Origin of the sequence: Serratia sp. G204Y (assembly GCF_051172435.1) — a bacterium.
GTDB classification, from domain to species: domain Bacteria; phylum Pseudomonadota; class Gammaproteobacteria; order Enterobacterales; family Enterobacteriaceae; genus Serratia; species Serratia sarumanii.
Genome location: NZ_JBPIZA010000002.1, coordinates 342,284 through 358,056, shown reverse-complemented (window position 1 = coordinate 358,056; position 15,773 = coordinate 342,284). Strand labels below are relative to the sequence as shown.

The following is a 15,773-nucleotide window of genomic DNA, read 5'->3' as shown; positions in this document are numbered from 1 at the left end:
GCAGAAGCGTGCGCTGGGATCGCGCAGGATTTAGTTATCGTTCAGTTCCGGGAACAGGCCTGGATCCTGTTCAAGCTGCTCCAGCACCCGCTGGGTGGCCGCCGCGCTCATGCCAAAGCGGCGTACGCCCAGCCGATACAACGCGCGCACCGTGTCCAGATCGCGAATGCCGCCGGCCCCTTTGATCTGGATGCGGCCGCGCAACTGATCGGCGATGATCGCCACTTTCTCCACCGTGGCGCCGGTCGGCGCCCAGCCGGTAGAGGTTTTCACCCAGGCCATGCCGACCTCGACGGCGATATCGCACACCCGACGGATCTGCTGCTCGTTCAGATAGTGCGTCTCCAGAATGACTTTGGCCGGCACCGGCGCGGCGGCCTCGACTACCCGGCGCAGATCTTCGCGCACGTAGCCGTAGTCCCCCGACAGCACCTTACCGATGTTCACCACCATATCGACCTCGCGCGCGCCCTCGGCGATCAGCTGGCGCACTTCCTGCACCTTGAGATCGGTGGTCTGCCCGCCGCCGGGAAAGCCGACCGGCCCGCCAATCATCACGTCCGCCTGGCCGCGCTCCGGCAGCAGGGGGCTGAGGAAACGCGTCCAGCACGGCAGCACGTGTACCGAAATGATGCGATAGCGGCTGGCCAACGCGGCGCAGTGGCGCACGTCTTCCTCGGTATTGGTGGCCTGCACCGCGCTTAGATCGATCAACCTGGCCATGCGTCTGGTTGTTTCATTCATTGCGTTTATCCTTATTTTGTTTTCATTTGATTTTATTTGCTCACCTTATTATCTTTCATATGGCTTTAAAATCAGCATTTGGTGAAATTGTGATCGGATTTGCGGTTTTTGGTGAGGGGCGTGAAAGGGAGAAGAAAAAAAGGGCGCGATCTAATAGATCGCGCCCTGGGGTTGACGTTGGGGGAAGCGTTACAGCAGCCAGTCCAGCAACACCACGCCGCACAGGCTGATAGCCCAGGCGATAGTGGTGGGTACCGACCACACCATCATCTGTTGGCGCACGTCCTTGATGCCCATCATGCGGTTGACCACCCAGAACATGCTGTCGTTGAAGTAGCTGAAGAACAGCGCGCCCAGGGTGGCCGCCTGCGCCGCCGCCAGCATATTGACGCCGGGCAGCAGGCTGACGATCGGCGCCGAGATCGAGGCGGCGGTGATCATCGCCACCGTGCCGGAGCCCTGTATCACTCGCACCAGCGTGGCGATGACGAACGGGATCAGCACCGGCGAGATCGGCAGCCCGGCAACCTGCTCCGCCAGCTGCGTGCCGGCGCCGCTCTCGCGCAATACCGCCCCCAGCGCGCCGCCGGCGCCGGTAACCAGCAGGATGATGCCGGCGGTCTGCAGGCCTTCTTCCAGCCGCTCCAGCGTGTCGTGCTTGTTGGCGTGCGGCATCAGGGTGTACACCGCCAGCAGCACGCTGATCGCCAGCGCGATCATCGGCGAGCCGAGAAACGCGAAGCTTTGGCCCCACAGGCTCTCCGCCAGCCAGCCCATGCCCTCGCGCTTGGCCAGCATGTTGTTGACCGCGTTAACGAAGATCAGCCCGATCGGCGTCAGGATCGGCAGCAGCGACAACATCAGGCTCGGCAGCGCCTTGCCCTCTTTCTCCGCCAGATACTGCTGATGCGCGGCGCGCAGATCCTGCGGCGCTTCCTCTTCCTGCGGCATAAAGTCCGGGTAGCGCGCGCCCAGCCAGCGCGCATACAGCACGATGCCGATCACGCAGGGAATGGCCAGCACCAGCCCGGCCAGCATCATGGCGCCGATATCCACGCCGAAGATGCCCGCTACGCCCAGCGGCCCTGGCGTCGGCGGCACCGCGTGGTGGGTGAGGATCAGCCCGCCCGCCAGCGCGACGCCAAGCGTCAGCAGGTTGCGCTTGCCCTTTTTCGCCAGCGCCTTGACCAGCGGATAAAGGATGACGAACGCCGAATCGACGAAAATCGGGATACTGACGATATAGCCGGTGATGGCCAGCGCCCACTCCTCGCGCCTTTTGCCCAGCCATTTGATAAAGCTGTAGGCGATTTGCTCGGCGGCGCCGGAGACCTCCAGCACCCGGCCCATCATCACCCCCAGCCCGATGACGATGCCGATGCTGCCGAGCGTGGAGCCGAAGCCCTTGGTGATGGCGTCGACGGTTTGCGTGGCGCCCATGCCGCCGGTAATGCCGGCGATGGAGGCGGCGATCAGCATGGCGATCAGCGCATGCACGCGGGTGCGCAGCACCAGGAAAATCAGCGCAAACACCGCCACCGCCAGCCCGATGATTGGGGTATACATCGCCATGATCAGCCCCCGCCTTGCGGCATGTCGTCGCGGATAAAGGCGCGGATCGCCTGCTCGAAGCTTTCATCGGCGGTGAAGCCCAACTGCTGCGCCCGCCGGGTGTCGAACTCGCCCGGCCAACCGGCGACGATGCGGTTGATGGCGGCGTCCGGCTCGAATCGCACCCGTGCGGCGACGGCGTCACCGGCCACCGCGCTCAGCGCTTCGAGCATCTCCCGCACGCGCACGCTGATGCCGGGCAGGTTGAGCGTGCGCAACGCGCCGAACGCCGAAGCGGGCAGCGTGGCGGCGTGGATGAAGTTGCTCACCACCGCGGCCGGGCTGGAGAGCCACAGCGCCAGCTCGGCGTCTACCGGGCACACCGCCGGCTCGCCGTGCAGCGGTTCGCGGATGATGCCGCTGGCGAACGACGAGGCCGCCTTGTTCGGCTTGCCCGGCCGCACGCTGATGGTGGGCAGGCGCAGCACGCGGCCATCGACGAAGCCTTTGCGCGCATAGTCGTTGATCAGCAGCTCGCACATCGCCTTCTGCGCGCCGTAGGAGGATTGCGGGGTGACCGCACAGCGATCGTCGATCACCGGCGGCAGCTCACCGCCGAACACCGCCAGCGAACTGGTGAAGATAAATTTCATGCCCGGCGCCCGGTGGCGCGCCGCTTCCAGCAATTGGCGGGTGGCGTCGAAATTGACCTGCATGCCGAGATCGAAATCGCTCTCCGCATGGCTGCTGACGATGGCCGCCAGGTGGAACAGCACGCCGCAGTCGGCGTCGATCAGCCGCTCCGCCGCGCCGGGCTGAGACAGATCGAGCGCCAGACACTGCAGGCGCGCATCCGGCAGCGGGGCGGGCGGCGGGGTGATGTCCGCCAGGATCAGCGTGTCGAAGGCCAGCGGGCAACTGCCGTGCAGCAGCGCTTTCGCCAGCCGCTGGCCGAGAAAACCGGCGCCGCCGGTGATGACGATGTTCATATGGTGCTCCTTTCCCTAGCGTTGTTGTTATCAGAGTTGGACGTTGTGCAGTTGCAGACCGCGCTCGCGCAGCAGCTGCTGCGCCTCCGGCGGCAGCGCGGCGTCGCAGATGATGTCGCTCAGCGCCTCCAGCGGACAGACGCGGAACATGCCGTATTTGCCGTACTTGCTGCTGTCGGAGACCAGCACCCGGCGGCGGGCGACCTCCAGCAGCGCCTGCTTGACCAGCACTTTCTCCTCGTGCGGCGTGGAGAGGCCGTGCTCCAGATCCCACGAGCTGGTGCTGATGAAAGCCACGTCGATATTCAGGCTGCGCAACAGCATGGCGGCGCTGTTGCCGACGCAGGAGTAGTTGCGCTGATCCACCTGGCCGCCGGTGTGGAACAGGCTAAGCTGCGGGCGATTCATCAGGTGCTGGATGATGGAAAAATCGTTGGTGACGACCGTCAGATTGAAACGCTCCGCCAGGCTGCGGGCGATCTCGAAGGTGGTGGTGCCGGCGTCCAGATAGACCACCTGGCCGTCTTCCACCAAGCCGGCGGCGTATTTGCCGATCTCGCGCTTGTGGCGATGGTGCAGCTGCGCCTTCTCGCAATAGGCCAGCTCCTGGCGCAGCGCCTCGCTCAGGCGCACGCCGCCGCTGACGCTGACCACCTTGCCTTGCTCTTCCAGCACGCGGATATCGCGCCGCACCGTCATGTGGGAGACGCTCATCAGCTCCGACAGCGCGCTGATGCTCGCCAGCTGGTATTCATGCACATAGCGATAGATGTAATCGCGGCGTTCGGACGGGATCATGTTCGCTCCTGTGGCCCCGGCGGCGGCAGGGGCGCCGCGAAGCTGTTATTTTTTGTTATGGAGGAACATCTTCAACCATCGCGATTAACAAGTAAGCGACAGTTATCACAAATGCCGGCGTGGGGGTTGGGGCGGTTTTGTTATTTAACTTTATGATTAATTGTTTTTTATTGAGTTTTATCGGCGTTTTGTCGCGCAACACCATGTTGTGATAATTAATGTGACGCGCCACAAGGTTTGTGAAGCGGGCGGGGCGGGAAAGCGGCGAGGAAGGGGCGGCAAACGTGCGCTGCGGCGCTTTTTTCGACACTTAACTCATTGAACAACGGATAAGTGTTGCGTGACGATCGCGGGAAGGTATAATGCACCCGTTTTCCGCATACTACTTCAGTGCCGAAGTGGCGAAATCGGTAGACGCAGTTGATTCAAAATCAACCGTAGAGATACGTGCCGGTTCGAGTCCGGCCTTCGGCACCAACAGTATGTAAATGACCTCTCTGGAGGTCTTTTTTTATGTCTAAAATCCAGCAATTACCTACTTTACCCGCTATATTAACTCTCCTCAGGGTACCCGGCACCCATGTACATCTACCAACACATGTTGGTACAGATGATGGTATTTCCGGTTCGATAATGCTTGTACCAACAGGGAGGGGGTAAGCATGGCGCTTACAGATATCAAAGTCAGAACAGCCAAGCCAACGGATAAGCAATACAAGCTGACCGATGGCAACGGTATGCATCTTCTCGCCCACCCCAATGGTTCAAGATACTGGCGTCTGCAGTACCGCTTCGGCGGGAAGCAAAAGATGCTGGCTTTAGGCGTATATCCTGATGTGTCTCTTGCAGATGCCAGAGCGCGTCGTGATGATGCTCGGAAGCTTTTGGCAAACGGCATCGATCCGGAAGACAAAAAGAAAAATGATAAGGTTGAACAAGAAGAAGCGCGCACTTTTGAGGAGCTTGCTGTTGAGTGGCATGCCACAAATAAAAAGTGGTCGGAAGAACATAGTCGACGAGTGCTCAAAAGCCTGGAGGACAACCTCTTTCCTGCCATTGGTAAACGCAACATTGCCGAGTTAAAAGCGCGGGATTTGTTAGCTCCTATAAAAGCCGTAGAACTTTCTGGACGACTTGAAGTGGCTTCCCGTCTTCAGCAGCGTACCACCGCAATTATACGCTATGCCGTTCAGAGCGGTTTGCTTGACTACAATCCCGCGCAGGAGATAGTCGGTGCCGTTGCTTCAGGTAACCGGCAACATCGACCAGCTCTTGAATTGAAACGGGCTCCCGAGCTGCTTCAGCGCATAGGCAGCTATACCGGTAGGCCGCTGACTCGCCTTGCCGTTGAGCTAACTCTTCTTGTCTTCATCCGCTCCAGTGAACTGCGTTTTGCTCGCTGGTCTGAGATCGATTTCGAAACATCTATGTGGACGATTCCTGCCGAGCGAGAAGCTATTGAGGGAGTAAAGCACTCACAGCGTGGCTCAAAAATGCGTACACCTCATCTGGTACCACTTTCCCGACAGGCATTGAATATTCTGGAGAAGATAAAGACGTTCAGCGGTGATCATGAACTGATCTTTATTGGCGATCATATCCCTCGCAAACCGATGAGTGAAAACACGGTTAACAAATCTTTACGGGTGATGGGGTATGACACACAGGTTGAAGTCTGCGGCCACGGTTTCAGGACCATGGCGTGTAGTTCGTTGATTGAATCGGGATTGTGGTCGAGGGATGCAGTGGAACGGCAGATGAGCCATATGGAGCGTAACTCTGTGCGAGCGGCTTATATCCATAAGGCTGAGCATTTGGATGAGCGTAGGTTGATGCTGCAGTGGTGGGCTGATTTTCTCGATGCGAACCGGGAGAAGACGGTTAGTCCGTTTGATTTTGCCAAGCTTGGGCGGTGATTAGCCACGATTTATACCCTACGTTGAGTACTCCCCTGCATGAGGAAGACTTTAAGATTGCCTAGATTGATCTCTAGTTGGCGCATGTGGACAAGAACAGCATCTTTAGCACCTATAACCATGCCCAGCATCTTGGTAGCAGGCGGGGGATAAAGAGGTGGCATGTTGATTACATTGATCATTTTTAACACGAAGGAGTCATGCCAACACCACTCGTAAGGTATAACTGGTCATAAAAGCTATCAACGCCAGTAAGGATACTGGCGTTGATAGATTGTTTTTTTTGCCATAAACATCATAAATGATGTTTTATTCTTGATGAGGTATGACATCAAAATGAGAGTATACGACCATGGCTTCCGTACCATGCACGTATCGCATTAATTGAATTATGTTTGTGGTCACAGGATGTGGTGGAGCCAGCGACACACCATGCCGAACAAATGGCTTTAAAACCCCAAAATCATATCTAGCACATAAATTTTATTTATCAATGTGTTATTCCGTTTCCCCTGCTCCCAGTTAAAGCGATACTCAATTAAAGTGGCTAGAGAATCACTCAGTGATTCATGTGGTGATTCTTTTGTGGATTCATTTATTGACAAAATTTAAGATTCATATATGCTAACTCAATGTCAAACACAAGAGCCTAGTCATGAGTCTATTAAATAATCTTAATAAAAAATTTAATTCCGATATTAAAAACACTGTGACCTTAAGTGTTCGAGTCACTAATGAAGAAAATGCTGTACTCCAAGAAATTGCCGATGTTGTTGGCTGTACAAGGCAAGATGTTATTTATCAGTTGATCTCCGATTATGCTATCCCCGAATGGCGTAGGATGAGAATGGAAAGTGAGAATGAAGTAACAGATATTGTTGATGAAAATAACGGTGTTTCTTATTTCCTCTTAAATACTAATAAAACAAATAGCACCGTTGACCATAACATCATTCTGGAGCAAGGAATTGCTGCCACTTTCGAAGATGATTATATAGGGAAAATAAATAGAATAAAAAAAGGGGATGTTGTTTTCTTATACGAATCAGGATCAGGGATTGTGGCATATGGTTTTGGTAGTGGCCAGAATATTGACGAGCCTAATCCTGAAAAAATCAATCATAATTCAATGCGATATCAGGTGTTATCTGATTTTTCTTTGTTAGATAAGCCTTTGTCTGCAAGAGATGTAAAGCGAGTGCTCGAAAATGATATACCTTTCGCTCAAACACTGTCACGAGTTACAAATGGTGAAGTGTTATATACATATCTAAAAAATAAAATTAATCTAGCATAACAAAAATTATTTTAATTTATTGGGTTATTAAAGTGATTTTTTTCAATCTTTCATAAGGTAATAGCATGCAAACCGAATTAATAAAAGAACTGAACAAGGTTTTGAAAGCGTTCCCGCAATTCTGGAACGGAGAAGAATTACACCGCTCAATGGTGAGTGAAGCTATCAGTCAAAAGCAGCCGGATCTAATCAAAGCATTGGTCGCTAATGAAAAAGTACGTTCTGTCTACGGTACAGATATTGACGGTATTTTCATCTTTGACTTTGACAGACTGTGCAGCCTTCTGAAATACAAAGAATACTGGGCTAATAGCTTCACTAAATATCGGAACAAAGTGGGATTAGCTAGTGAAGGAAAATACCTTGACTATAGCTCTGATGTGGTTATGAGCTTCCCTTTCAAAGATTGTGTTCTTGAAGGAGGAATGACAAAAGAAGAACAGGGTAAAAATGAAATTTACTATAATGAAATAATAGCCAAGGATGAAATAGACAAATTATTTTCACCTAAAGTTTTTTCTGGAGTAAAAAAATACGATGCGAATGGTGTGCACACTCCACTCTCGAATTTTATCAAGAAAGAAAATTTTATAATAAAAGGAAATAACTTAATCGCACTGCACTCCATAAAAGAAAAATATGCAGGTGAAATAAAAGTCATCTACATAGATCCACCCTACAACACGGAAACTGATAGTTTTAAATACAACGATAGATTTAGTAGATCGTCATGGCTTACATTCATGAAAAATAGATTGGATATAGCTAGAGAGTTACTAATGGATGATGGTGTTATATTTGTTCATTGTGATGATAATGAACAGGCATATTTAAAAGTTCTAATGGATGACATATTTGGCGAAGAAAACTTCATAGGGACAATACCGAGAAAGACTAGAAATGGAAAGTCAGATGTTTCATATAAATTCTCACAGGACTACGACTGGATAATTTCTTTCACAAAAGGAGCAAGCAAAAAAAATCAACTATTTCAAAGGGATGTTGAAAGGAAATATTACAAATCAAAGGATTTCGAGGAAAGGTGGCGTCTATCCGATTTAACCAAACAGACTACACCTGAAGAACGTCCCAACTCTAATTTTACCATGATAAATCCTAAAAATGGTGATGAGTACCCTGTAAACCCAAAGAGAAGCTGGGCTGTAACGAAAGAAACGTTCTTAGATTACTACAAACAAGGGAGAATTGTTTTTCCGGGTGATTATGATTTTTTAAATATAACAAAACCCTCAATGCGTGTATTTGAAAGCTCTGATGAAGGAAAGGCTAGCTATGTATCTAGCGACTTTATTATCGATTTAGAAAATGGGTTTGAAAATACAAAAGGAAATAAGCAAGTTGATAATATATTCGGATCTAGGGCGTTTTCATATGCAAAGCCAGAAGAAATTATAGCGCAGATAATTAGCGCAACAACTAAAGAAGACGATTTGATCCTAGATTTTCATCTTGGCAGCGGAACAACAGCAGCAGTAGCCCATAAAATGGGGCGTCGTTATATTGGCATTGAGCAAATGGATTACATCAACGAGATCACCGTGCCGCGCCTGCAAAAAGTCATCGAAGGCGAGCAGGGTGGTATATCCAAAGACGTTAACTGGCAAGGGGGGGGAAGTTTTGTCTATGCCGAACTGATGGAGCTGAACGCATACTTCGTGCATGAAATCCAGAAAGCGCAGTCCTCAGAAGAACTAGAAAAACTCTTTGCCGTGATGAAAACGGAGGCACATCTCAATTATCAGGTGGCACTGGAAAACGTGCTTTCCGCAGAGTACGAGGTGGACGGTATTTTCCGTCAAGTCGCGTTCAGCGAGCTGGAACTGAATGAGCAGAAGCAACTCCTGATTGAAATCCTCGATAAAAATCAGCTCTACGTGAACGCCTCGGATATGGACGACTCCGACCTGAATATCTCAGAGAGCGATAAAGCCTTTACCCGCAGCTTCTACGGTAAGGAGTGACTGTATGGCGAAGAAACCGATGTCAGCCGGCAGCGAGAAGCTGCTGTTTAACAAGCTGAAGCAGTTCGATGAACCGGGGCTGTTCCAAGATAACTATCAGACGCCGGATTACGTTCAGGCGAACCTGAAGGACGCGCTGCGCCCGTATCAGCATGGGGCGCTCCGTTACCTGCATTACACGCAGCGCAAGCGGGAAGAGGCGCTGCTGCATTACCGGCATCTACTGTTTCACATGGCAACCGGTGCCGGAAAAACGATGGTGATGGCGGGTACGATACTCTATCTGTTTAAAGAGTACGGATATCAGAACTTCATCTTCTTCGTACATACCGACGCGATTATTCAGAAAACCCGTGAGAACCTGCTTAACCCGCTGTCTCCGAAGTACCTGTTCAGTCAGGAGCTGGAAATCGATGGGGAAAAAATCACCATCGCCCCCGTGGAGACGTTCCCGTCCGTGCCGGAGCGCAATACGATTTACCTTAAGCTCTCGACCATCCATAAAATGCACGATGAGCTGAACAGCTATCGAGAGAACAGCATCACCTATGAGGATTTGAAAGAAATCCCGCTCGTGCTGCTCGGTGACGAAGCGCATCACTTCAATGCCGGCACAAAAGCCAAAGGCAAAGCGAAAACCTCACCGGAGAACGAGGAGCAGTCGTGGGAGCGCACGATTGAGAATATCCTCGCCCTGCGACCGGATAACCGCCTGTTCGAGTTTACCGCCACCATTGACCTTGCGAATAAAGATATCGGGCAGAAATACCGTGACAAAGTAGTGTACCAGTATGACCTGAAGCAGTTCATGTCAGATGGTTACTCGAAAAAAGTCATGCTGCTCGAAGCTAACCAGAACGACAGTGACAAGATGCTCGATGCCGTGCTGTTAAGCCAGTACCGCAAGTTGACAGCGGCGGATAACGGCATCGCCGGCTTCAAGCCGGTCATTCTGTTCAAGTCAAACAAGATTGCCGTGTCGAAAGTGAAACAGGATGAATTTTCGCAACTGATTGCCGCGCTGACGCCGGAGAGCGTCAGACGTCATCTAGCGAATAAAAAAGTACAGCTCAGCTCTGACACCAGTATCTGGCATAAGGTGATACAGCGTTACGCTAACAGCGATTTGGTGACGGTTATCGGGCAAATTCAGGAGGACTTTAACGACTTCAATCTGCTGAACGTGAATAAATCAGACCTGCTGGAAGAAAACCCTGTTTTGCTGAACACGCTGGAAGAAGTCGATAATCCGGTTAGAGCCGTTTTTGCCGTGGCGAAGGTCAACGAAGGCTGGGACGTCCTCAACCTCTACGACATTGTCCGCATCAGCGAACAGGCGAGCAGCAGCAAAACCGGCACGGACAGCGAGGCGCAGCTTATCGGTCGCGGCGCACGCTATTATCCGTTCCGTTATGACGGTAAGCGGAGCTTCACTCGCCGGTTTGATAACAGCGCGAAGGATTTAAACGTGCTGGAACAACTGCACTATCACACCATCAATGAACCGGTGTACATCAAAACACTGCACGCATCCCTTGAGCAGGCGGACATTGACGTGCATCAGGATGGTGGCGGCACGATTGAACACGCCAGACTGAAAGAGGACTTTAAAAAGTCCGCCATCTATCAGACGGGTAAACTGTATTTCAACGAAGTGGAAGAAATAGAGAGCAGTAGCCGCAACTGGGAAACGTACTCACTGGAAACGCGCTTTGAAATACCGTATCAGACCGCCGGTGAGGAGTCACTGGACAACCTGACAGGGGCAATAGGCGGCGTCACGAAACCTGAATCGCTGGTACTGGATGAGCGTTTTTACCGCAAGGCGATGCAGAGAATCCGCTTCTACGAGCTGGATAACCTGCAACGCTTTTTCCCGAAGCTGACCGGTATCCGTGAGTTCATCCGCAGTGAAGCCTATCTTGGCAAGTTGAAAATCACCGTCACCGTGCCGCAGTCTCTGGATTTCTCTGCCGTGCCGGCAAAAGAAAAACTGCACCTGCTGGAAACCGTCCTGCTGCGTATATCAGATAACGTGCGGCGCAATGACCAGAAGGTGAAAGGCACATACCGCTTCATCAGCCAGCCGGTGAAGGACGTTATCAAGGACTACAGTCTGCACATTGACTCTTCCGTGATAATTAACCAGAAAATCACTGCCGTGCAGACCATCGGTAAAAAATGGTACGTGTATGACAACGCGATACTGAATCAGCTTGAGCATCGTCTGGTGAAAATGCTGGAAGCCTTTATGCCGAAGCTCAGAGCCCGTTACGACGATATTTATGTACTGCGTAACGACGAACAGTCAACGCGCTTTAAGCTCACTGAGTTCGGCGGCGTGCGCGGCTTTATGCCGGACTTCATTATGATACTGGCGCGCCATGCGGATAACGCTTACTGGCAGGTCTTCCTTGAGCCGAAAGGGGATGACAGATTGCTGGATGACGCATGGAAAGAGAAAATGCTGGAAACCCTGAATGACAGGGATCGCATTGTGATTGATGAAAATGAGGACGTCAGACTGGTCGGGATTAAATTCTTTGCCAACAGTCAGATGGGGGCATTTGTCAACGATATGCAGGATAAAATTAACGATGGTGAGCCACTGGAAACCTCATCACTGCTGCTTTGATCACTGCAATTAAGAAAAGCGGAGCCTTGTGCTCCGCTCAGATTGATGACAACCAGCAGATAATGTCTTTCTGGGGTTTGTTTTTCTGATCTGCTGATATGTAACCTTGAACTGACCCCACCCCGGTAGACGATCCTGCCCTATAGTTTGAGCATAGGAGGAGCGTATGGGCACACCATGATTTACACCTGAATTTAAGGAAGAAGCCGTCCGTCAAATAACGGAACGCGGTTGTTCCGTTGCCGAAGTATCTGACCGTCTGGGCGTTTCTGCACATAGCCTCTACAAGTGGCTACGGGCTATTAAACCTGATAACAGTGAACAGCATGACCGGGATTTACTGGAAGCCAAAAGCGAGATCCTGACACTGCGGGCGCAGCTAAAACGCACCGAAGAAGAACGGGATATCCTGAAAAAGGCCGCGCGGTACTTTGCAAGGGAGCCCGACTGAAGTACCGCTTTATCAATGAACACCGTACTGTATGGGGTGTGATGACGATGTGTCGGGTACTGAATGTCGCCCGGGCCGGGTTCTATGCGTGGCTGCACAACTCGCTCTCGGCGCGTGATAAAGATAACCAGCGTCTGCTGACGCTTATCCGCGACTCATATTCACTGAGCGGAGGCGTATACGGTTACCGGCGGGTTCATGGCGATCTGAATGAAATCGGGGAAACCTGCGGCAAAAACCGGGTGGGGCGTATTATGCAACTGAACCGGATCAAAGCCGTACGCGGCTATAAAACTCCGCGTCGTATCGCTGGCCGACCTTCAGTGGTTGCCCCTAATCGCGTGCAGCGGCAGTTTACCGTTGTCCGGGCCAATCAGATCTGGGTCACAGACATCACTTACATCCGCACCTGGCAGGGCTGGTTGTATCTGGCGGTGGTTATCGACCTCTTCGCCCGTAACGTGGTGGGCTGGTCGATGAAGCCGACTCTCTCACGCTAACTGGCACTTGATGCGCTGATGATGGCGGTCTGGCGACGTAAACCGGACAGCGAGGTCATCGTGCACTCAGACCAGGGCAGCCAGTACGGCAGCGACGACTGGCAACGGTTCTGTCGGGCCAATAACCTAGTCCCCAGTATGAGCCGGCGTGGCAAGTGCTGGGATAATGCGGTGGCCGAATCGTTCTTCAGTTCACTGAAAAAAGAACGGATCAGAAAACTCATCTATAAAACCCGGGATCTGGCCCGAGCCGATATCTTCGATTACATTGAAGTCTTCTATAACCGGTCCCGACGCCACAGTCACCTCGGCGGCGTCAGTCCGGAGGCGTTTGATAGGGCCTCGTCGTGAAGACAGAATTTGTCTACGGTCGTGGGGTCAGTCCAAAAGCGTACTGGAGCAAGCGGAGAACTTCAAAAAGTACCTGCAGAGCTGATTGATCAAATTGAGGTTTGGCATGAAGTTTCATGTGTAACTGATTGCCGCCTCAAATGGGGATAGATGCGAGACCATTATCTCAAATATTGTAAAAATCCGCGGATAGCAGGTCACGTTGTCTGCGGGTGTTTTTAATCAAAAAGATAAAACTATGTAATGTTTGTGATGTTTACCCTTGATTGTTTTCCTTGCCTGATCAACCCTTGAACAAGGCACAGTTCAAGTGACGTCAGTAGGTGCATATTTGCACTGGCGTGCATGTAATCAGGATATCAAAAAGAGAATAATCAGGATGAAAGCTAAAGAAGCAAAATTACTCGATTTTCTACGCACAGCCCCGCAGTTAGTTATACCTATCTATCAGCGTCTTTATTCTTGGAGTTTGAAAGAGTGTGAGCAGTTGTGGGACGATATTATTCGCTGCGGTAAAGATGAAAGTAATAACGGTCATTTTATCGGTTCAGTAGTGTATATTGAGCATGGCCTTTATTCTGTTACGTCACAGTCTCCGTTACTCATAATCGATGGACAACAGCGTGTTACTACAGCCTCTTTGTTAATCGCAGCCTTAGCTGAGGCTGTAGGACAAGACGAGTTTATCGAGGGGTTTAATCAGGAACAACTACGCGGATTTTATTTGACCAACCCGCTGTTGTCTGGCGAAAAACGTTATAAATTAGTGTTGTCTCAAACGGATAATGCAACGTTACGCGCTATTGTTGACAGGAAATCGCAGCCGGAAGCTTACTCGATCAGGATTAAAGAAAATTTTGAGTTTTTCCAAGATAAATTGAAAAATAAAGAGTTACAGGAAACAGTATGTAAAGGACTTAACAAGCTTATTGTGGTCGATATTTCATTGCAGCGTGGTTATGACAATCCACAGTTGATTTTTGAGAGTATGAACTCAACAGGGAAGAAGTTGAGCCACGCTGATTTGATCAGAAACTACATTTTAATGGGGCTGGATAACGAACGTCAAACTGAGCTGTATAATGACTACTGGCGAAAAATGGAACTGCTTTTTGGTCAAGAGGCTTACTCAGAACAGTTTGATTTCTTTATGCGTCATTATTTAACGGTTAAAACCGGCGAGATCCCGAAGGTTGACGACGTTTATGAGACATTCAAGCAACATTTCTACCGGAGTAAACAGTCAGTTGATTCCGTTGTTGCTGATATTTACCAATATGCGGTGTATTATTGCGCCATTGTACTCGGGGTAGAAAAAGACAAAAAACTAAAAGAGGTATTCCAGGACATCCGTGAACTGCGTATGGACGTAGCATATCCACTTATTTTAGAACTGTATAATGATTACCAGGGTGAAAAGCTACAACATTCTGAGTTCGTTACTGTTTTGCGATTAATAGAAAGCTATGTTTTTCGTCGGGCAGTATGTGCTATTCCTACCAACTCAATGAATAAAACGTTTGCCGGTCTCAGTAAAAGTTTCAAAAAAGATCGCTATCTGGAAAGTGTTCAAGCGGCATTTATGATGCTACCTTCATATCGTCGTTTTCCTAATGATGACGAGTTTAAACGAGAAATAACTCATCGCGATCTGTATAATTTTAGAAGCCGTAGTTATTGGCTGAAAAAATTTGAGAATTTTAATCACAAAGAGCGTGTTCATGTCGATGAATATACCATAGAACATATCATGCCTCAGTGTGATAATAATGTGGAGAAAGTACCTTTAGTATGGCAGAAGACGCTCGGTACCGAATGGCAACGTGTGTGGGAAACTTGGCGCCATACGATAGGTAACTTAACGTTGACTGGTTATAACTCTGAGTATAGTAATAAATCCTTTACTGAAAAGCGCGACATGGATGGTGGATTTAAGCACAGCCCACTTCGCTTGAATGAGGGATTATCCATTGTAGAAAACTGGGACGAGCCTGCAATTCAAGCTCGAGCAAAAACGATGGCTGAGAAAGCCAGTATTGTATGGCCTTCAGTGGATCTGTCCGTAGAGGTTCTTAACACATACAAATCTGAAGATGAAATCAGTCGTTCCTACAGTATTGACGATCATCCACACTTAGCAAAAGAACAGGTGAGTGTGCTGTTTGAGGTATTTCGAAAAGCAGTATTAGCACTTGATCCTTGTGTATCTGAAGTGTTCCTTAAACTCTATATTGCTTATAAATCCGAAGTTAATTTTGTGGATGTTATTCCTCAGGCTAAGCGTATATTACTTTCTCTAAACATTCCGATTTCGGAGCTCGAGGATCCTCGAGGTTTGAGCCGAGACGTGACGAAGTTAGGCCGCTGGGGGAACGGTGATGTTGAGATTGCTTTTGAAAATAAAGAAGATTTACCTTATATAATGGCATTGGTGACTCAAGCTTTTGAACGGCAGATGGAAAGTTAGTTTTATTTGTTAAAACTAGACAAACTGTTCTTACTGATATGTAAGGACCGTTTGTCTAAGAATTAATTTAATGAGTGTATTTCATATAACTA

Annotated in this window: 10 protein-coding genes, 1 tRNA gene and 1 pseudogene; 7 read left to right on the top strand and 5 right to left on the bottom strand. The window is 50.1% G+C overall.

Annotation, left to right across the window (positions count from 1 at the left end; all coding sequences use genetic code 11):
• Positions 1–30 precede the first annotated feature (30 nt).
• From deoC to ACSBQQ_RS16085, 5 genes are all read right to left on the bottom strand, one after another.
• Positions 31–744 (bottom strand): deoxyribose-phosphate aldolase, encoded by a 714-nt coding sequence (gene deoC, locus ACSBQQ_RS16105; RefSeq protein WP_241865632.1) that lies wholly within the window; start codon positions 742–744, stop codon positions 31–33.
• Between the two features lie 189 nt (positions 745–933).
• Positions 934–2,319, bottom strand: a complete 1,386-nt coding sequence (locus ACSBQQ_RS16100; RefSeq protein ID WP_074027173.1) for a GntP family permease — start codon at positions 2,317–2,319, stop codon at positions 934–936.
• Entirely contained in the window at positions 2,319–3,284 is a 966-nt protein-coding gene (denD, locus tag ACSBQQ_RS16095) for a D-erythronate dehydrogenase (RefSeq protein ID WP_060422658.1), read from the bottom strand. The genes ACSBQQ_RS16100 and denD overlap by 1 nt, the downstream gene beginning before the upstream one ends.
• 30 nt (positions 3,285–3,314) lie before the next feature.
• Complete coding sequence (locus ACSBQQ_RS16090; protein ID WP_033636886.1) at positions 3,315–4,082, bottom strand: DeoR/GlpR family DNA-binding transcription regulator; 768 nt, start codon at positions 4,080–4,082, stop codon at positions 3,315–3,317.
• Between the two features lie 55 nt (positions 4,083–4,137).
• Positions 4,138–4,392 carry a hypothetical protein gene (locus tag ACSBQQ_RS16085; protein ID WP_140367545.1) on the bottom strand — a complete coding sequence of 85 codons (255 nt, stop codon included), beginning with the start codon at positions 4,390–4,392 and terminating at the stop codon, positions 4,138–4,140.
• An 82-nt stretch (positions 4,393–4,474) separates the two neighbouring features.
• On the opposite strand from ACSBQQ_RS16085, the gene ACSBQQ_RS16080 reads away from it, so the two are divergent.
• The 7 genes and pseudogenes from ACSBQQ_RS16080 (at position 4,475) to ACSBQQ_RS16050 (ending at position 15,681) form a co-directional block, all read left to right on the top strand.
• A tRNA-Leu gene (locus ACSBQQ_RS16080) sits at positions 4,475–4,559 on the top strand.
• Between the two features lie 185 nt (positions 4,560–4,744).
• Positions 4,745–5,998 (top strand): tyrosine-type recombinase/integrase, encoded by a 1,254-nt coding sequence (locus ACSBQQ_RS16075; RefSeq protein ID WP_060428747.1) that lies wholly within the window; start codon positions 4,745–4,747, stop codon positions 5,996–5,998.
• 655 nt (positions 5,999–6,653) lie between these two features.
• Positions 6,654–7,295 carry a hypothetical protein gene (locus ACSBQQ_RS16070; RefSeq protein ID WP_072269935.1) on the top strand — a complete coding sequence of 214 codons (642 nt, stop codon included), beginning with the start codon at positions 6,654–6,656 and terminating at the stop codon, positions 7,293–7,295.
• 65 nt (positions 7,296–7,360) lie between these two features.
• A complete protein-coding gene (locus tag ACSBQQ_RS16065; RefSeq protein WP_060428745.1) occupies positions 7,361–9,277 on the top strand; it encodes a site-specific DNA-methyltransferase in 1,917 nt (638 codons plus the stop codon).
• Positions 9,278–9,281: 4 nt separating this feature from the next.
• Positions 9,282–11,912: a DEAD/DEAH box helicase family protein gene (locus ACSBQQ_RS16060; RefSeq protein ID WP_060428740.1), complete on the top strand. Its 2,631-nt coding sequence runs from the start codon at positions 9,282–9,284 to the stop codon at positions 11,910–11,912.
• 217 nt (positions 11,913–12,129) lie between these two features.
• Positions 12,130–13,214 (top strand): annotated as a pseudogene (locus ACSBQQ_RS16055) (IS3 family transposase).
• 379 nt (positions 13,215–13,593) lie between these two features.
• Complete coding sequence (locus tag ACSBQQ_RS16050) at positions 13,594–15,681, top strand: DUF262 and DUF1524 domain-containing protein (protein ID WP_060428734.1); 2,088 nt, start codon at positions 13,594–13,596, stop codon at positions 15,679–15,681.
• The last annotated feature ends 92 nt before the right edge of the window (positions 15,682–15,773 follow it).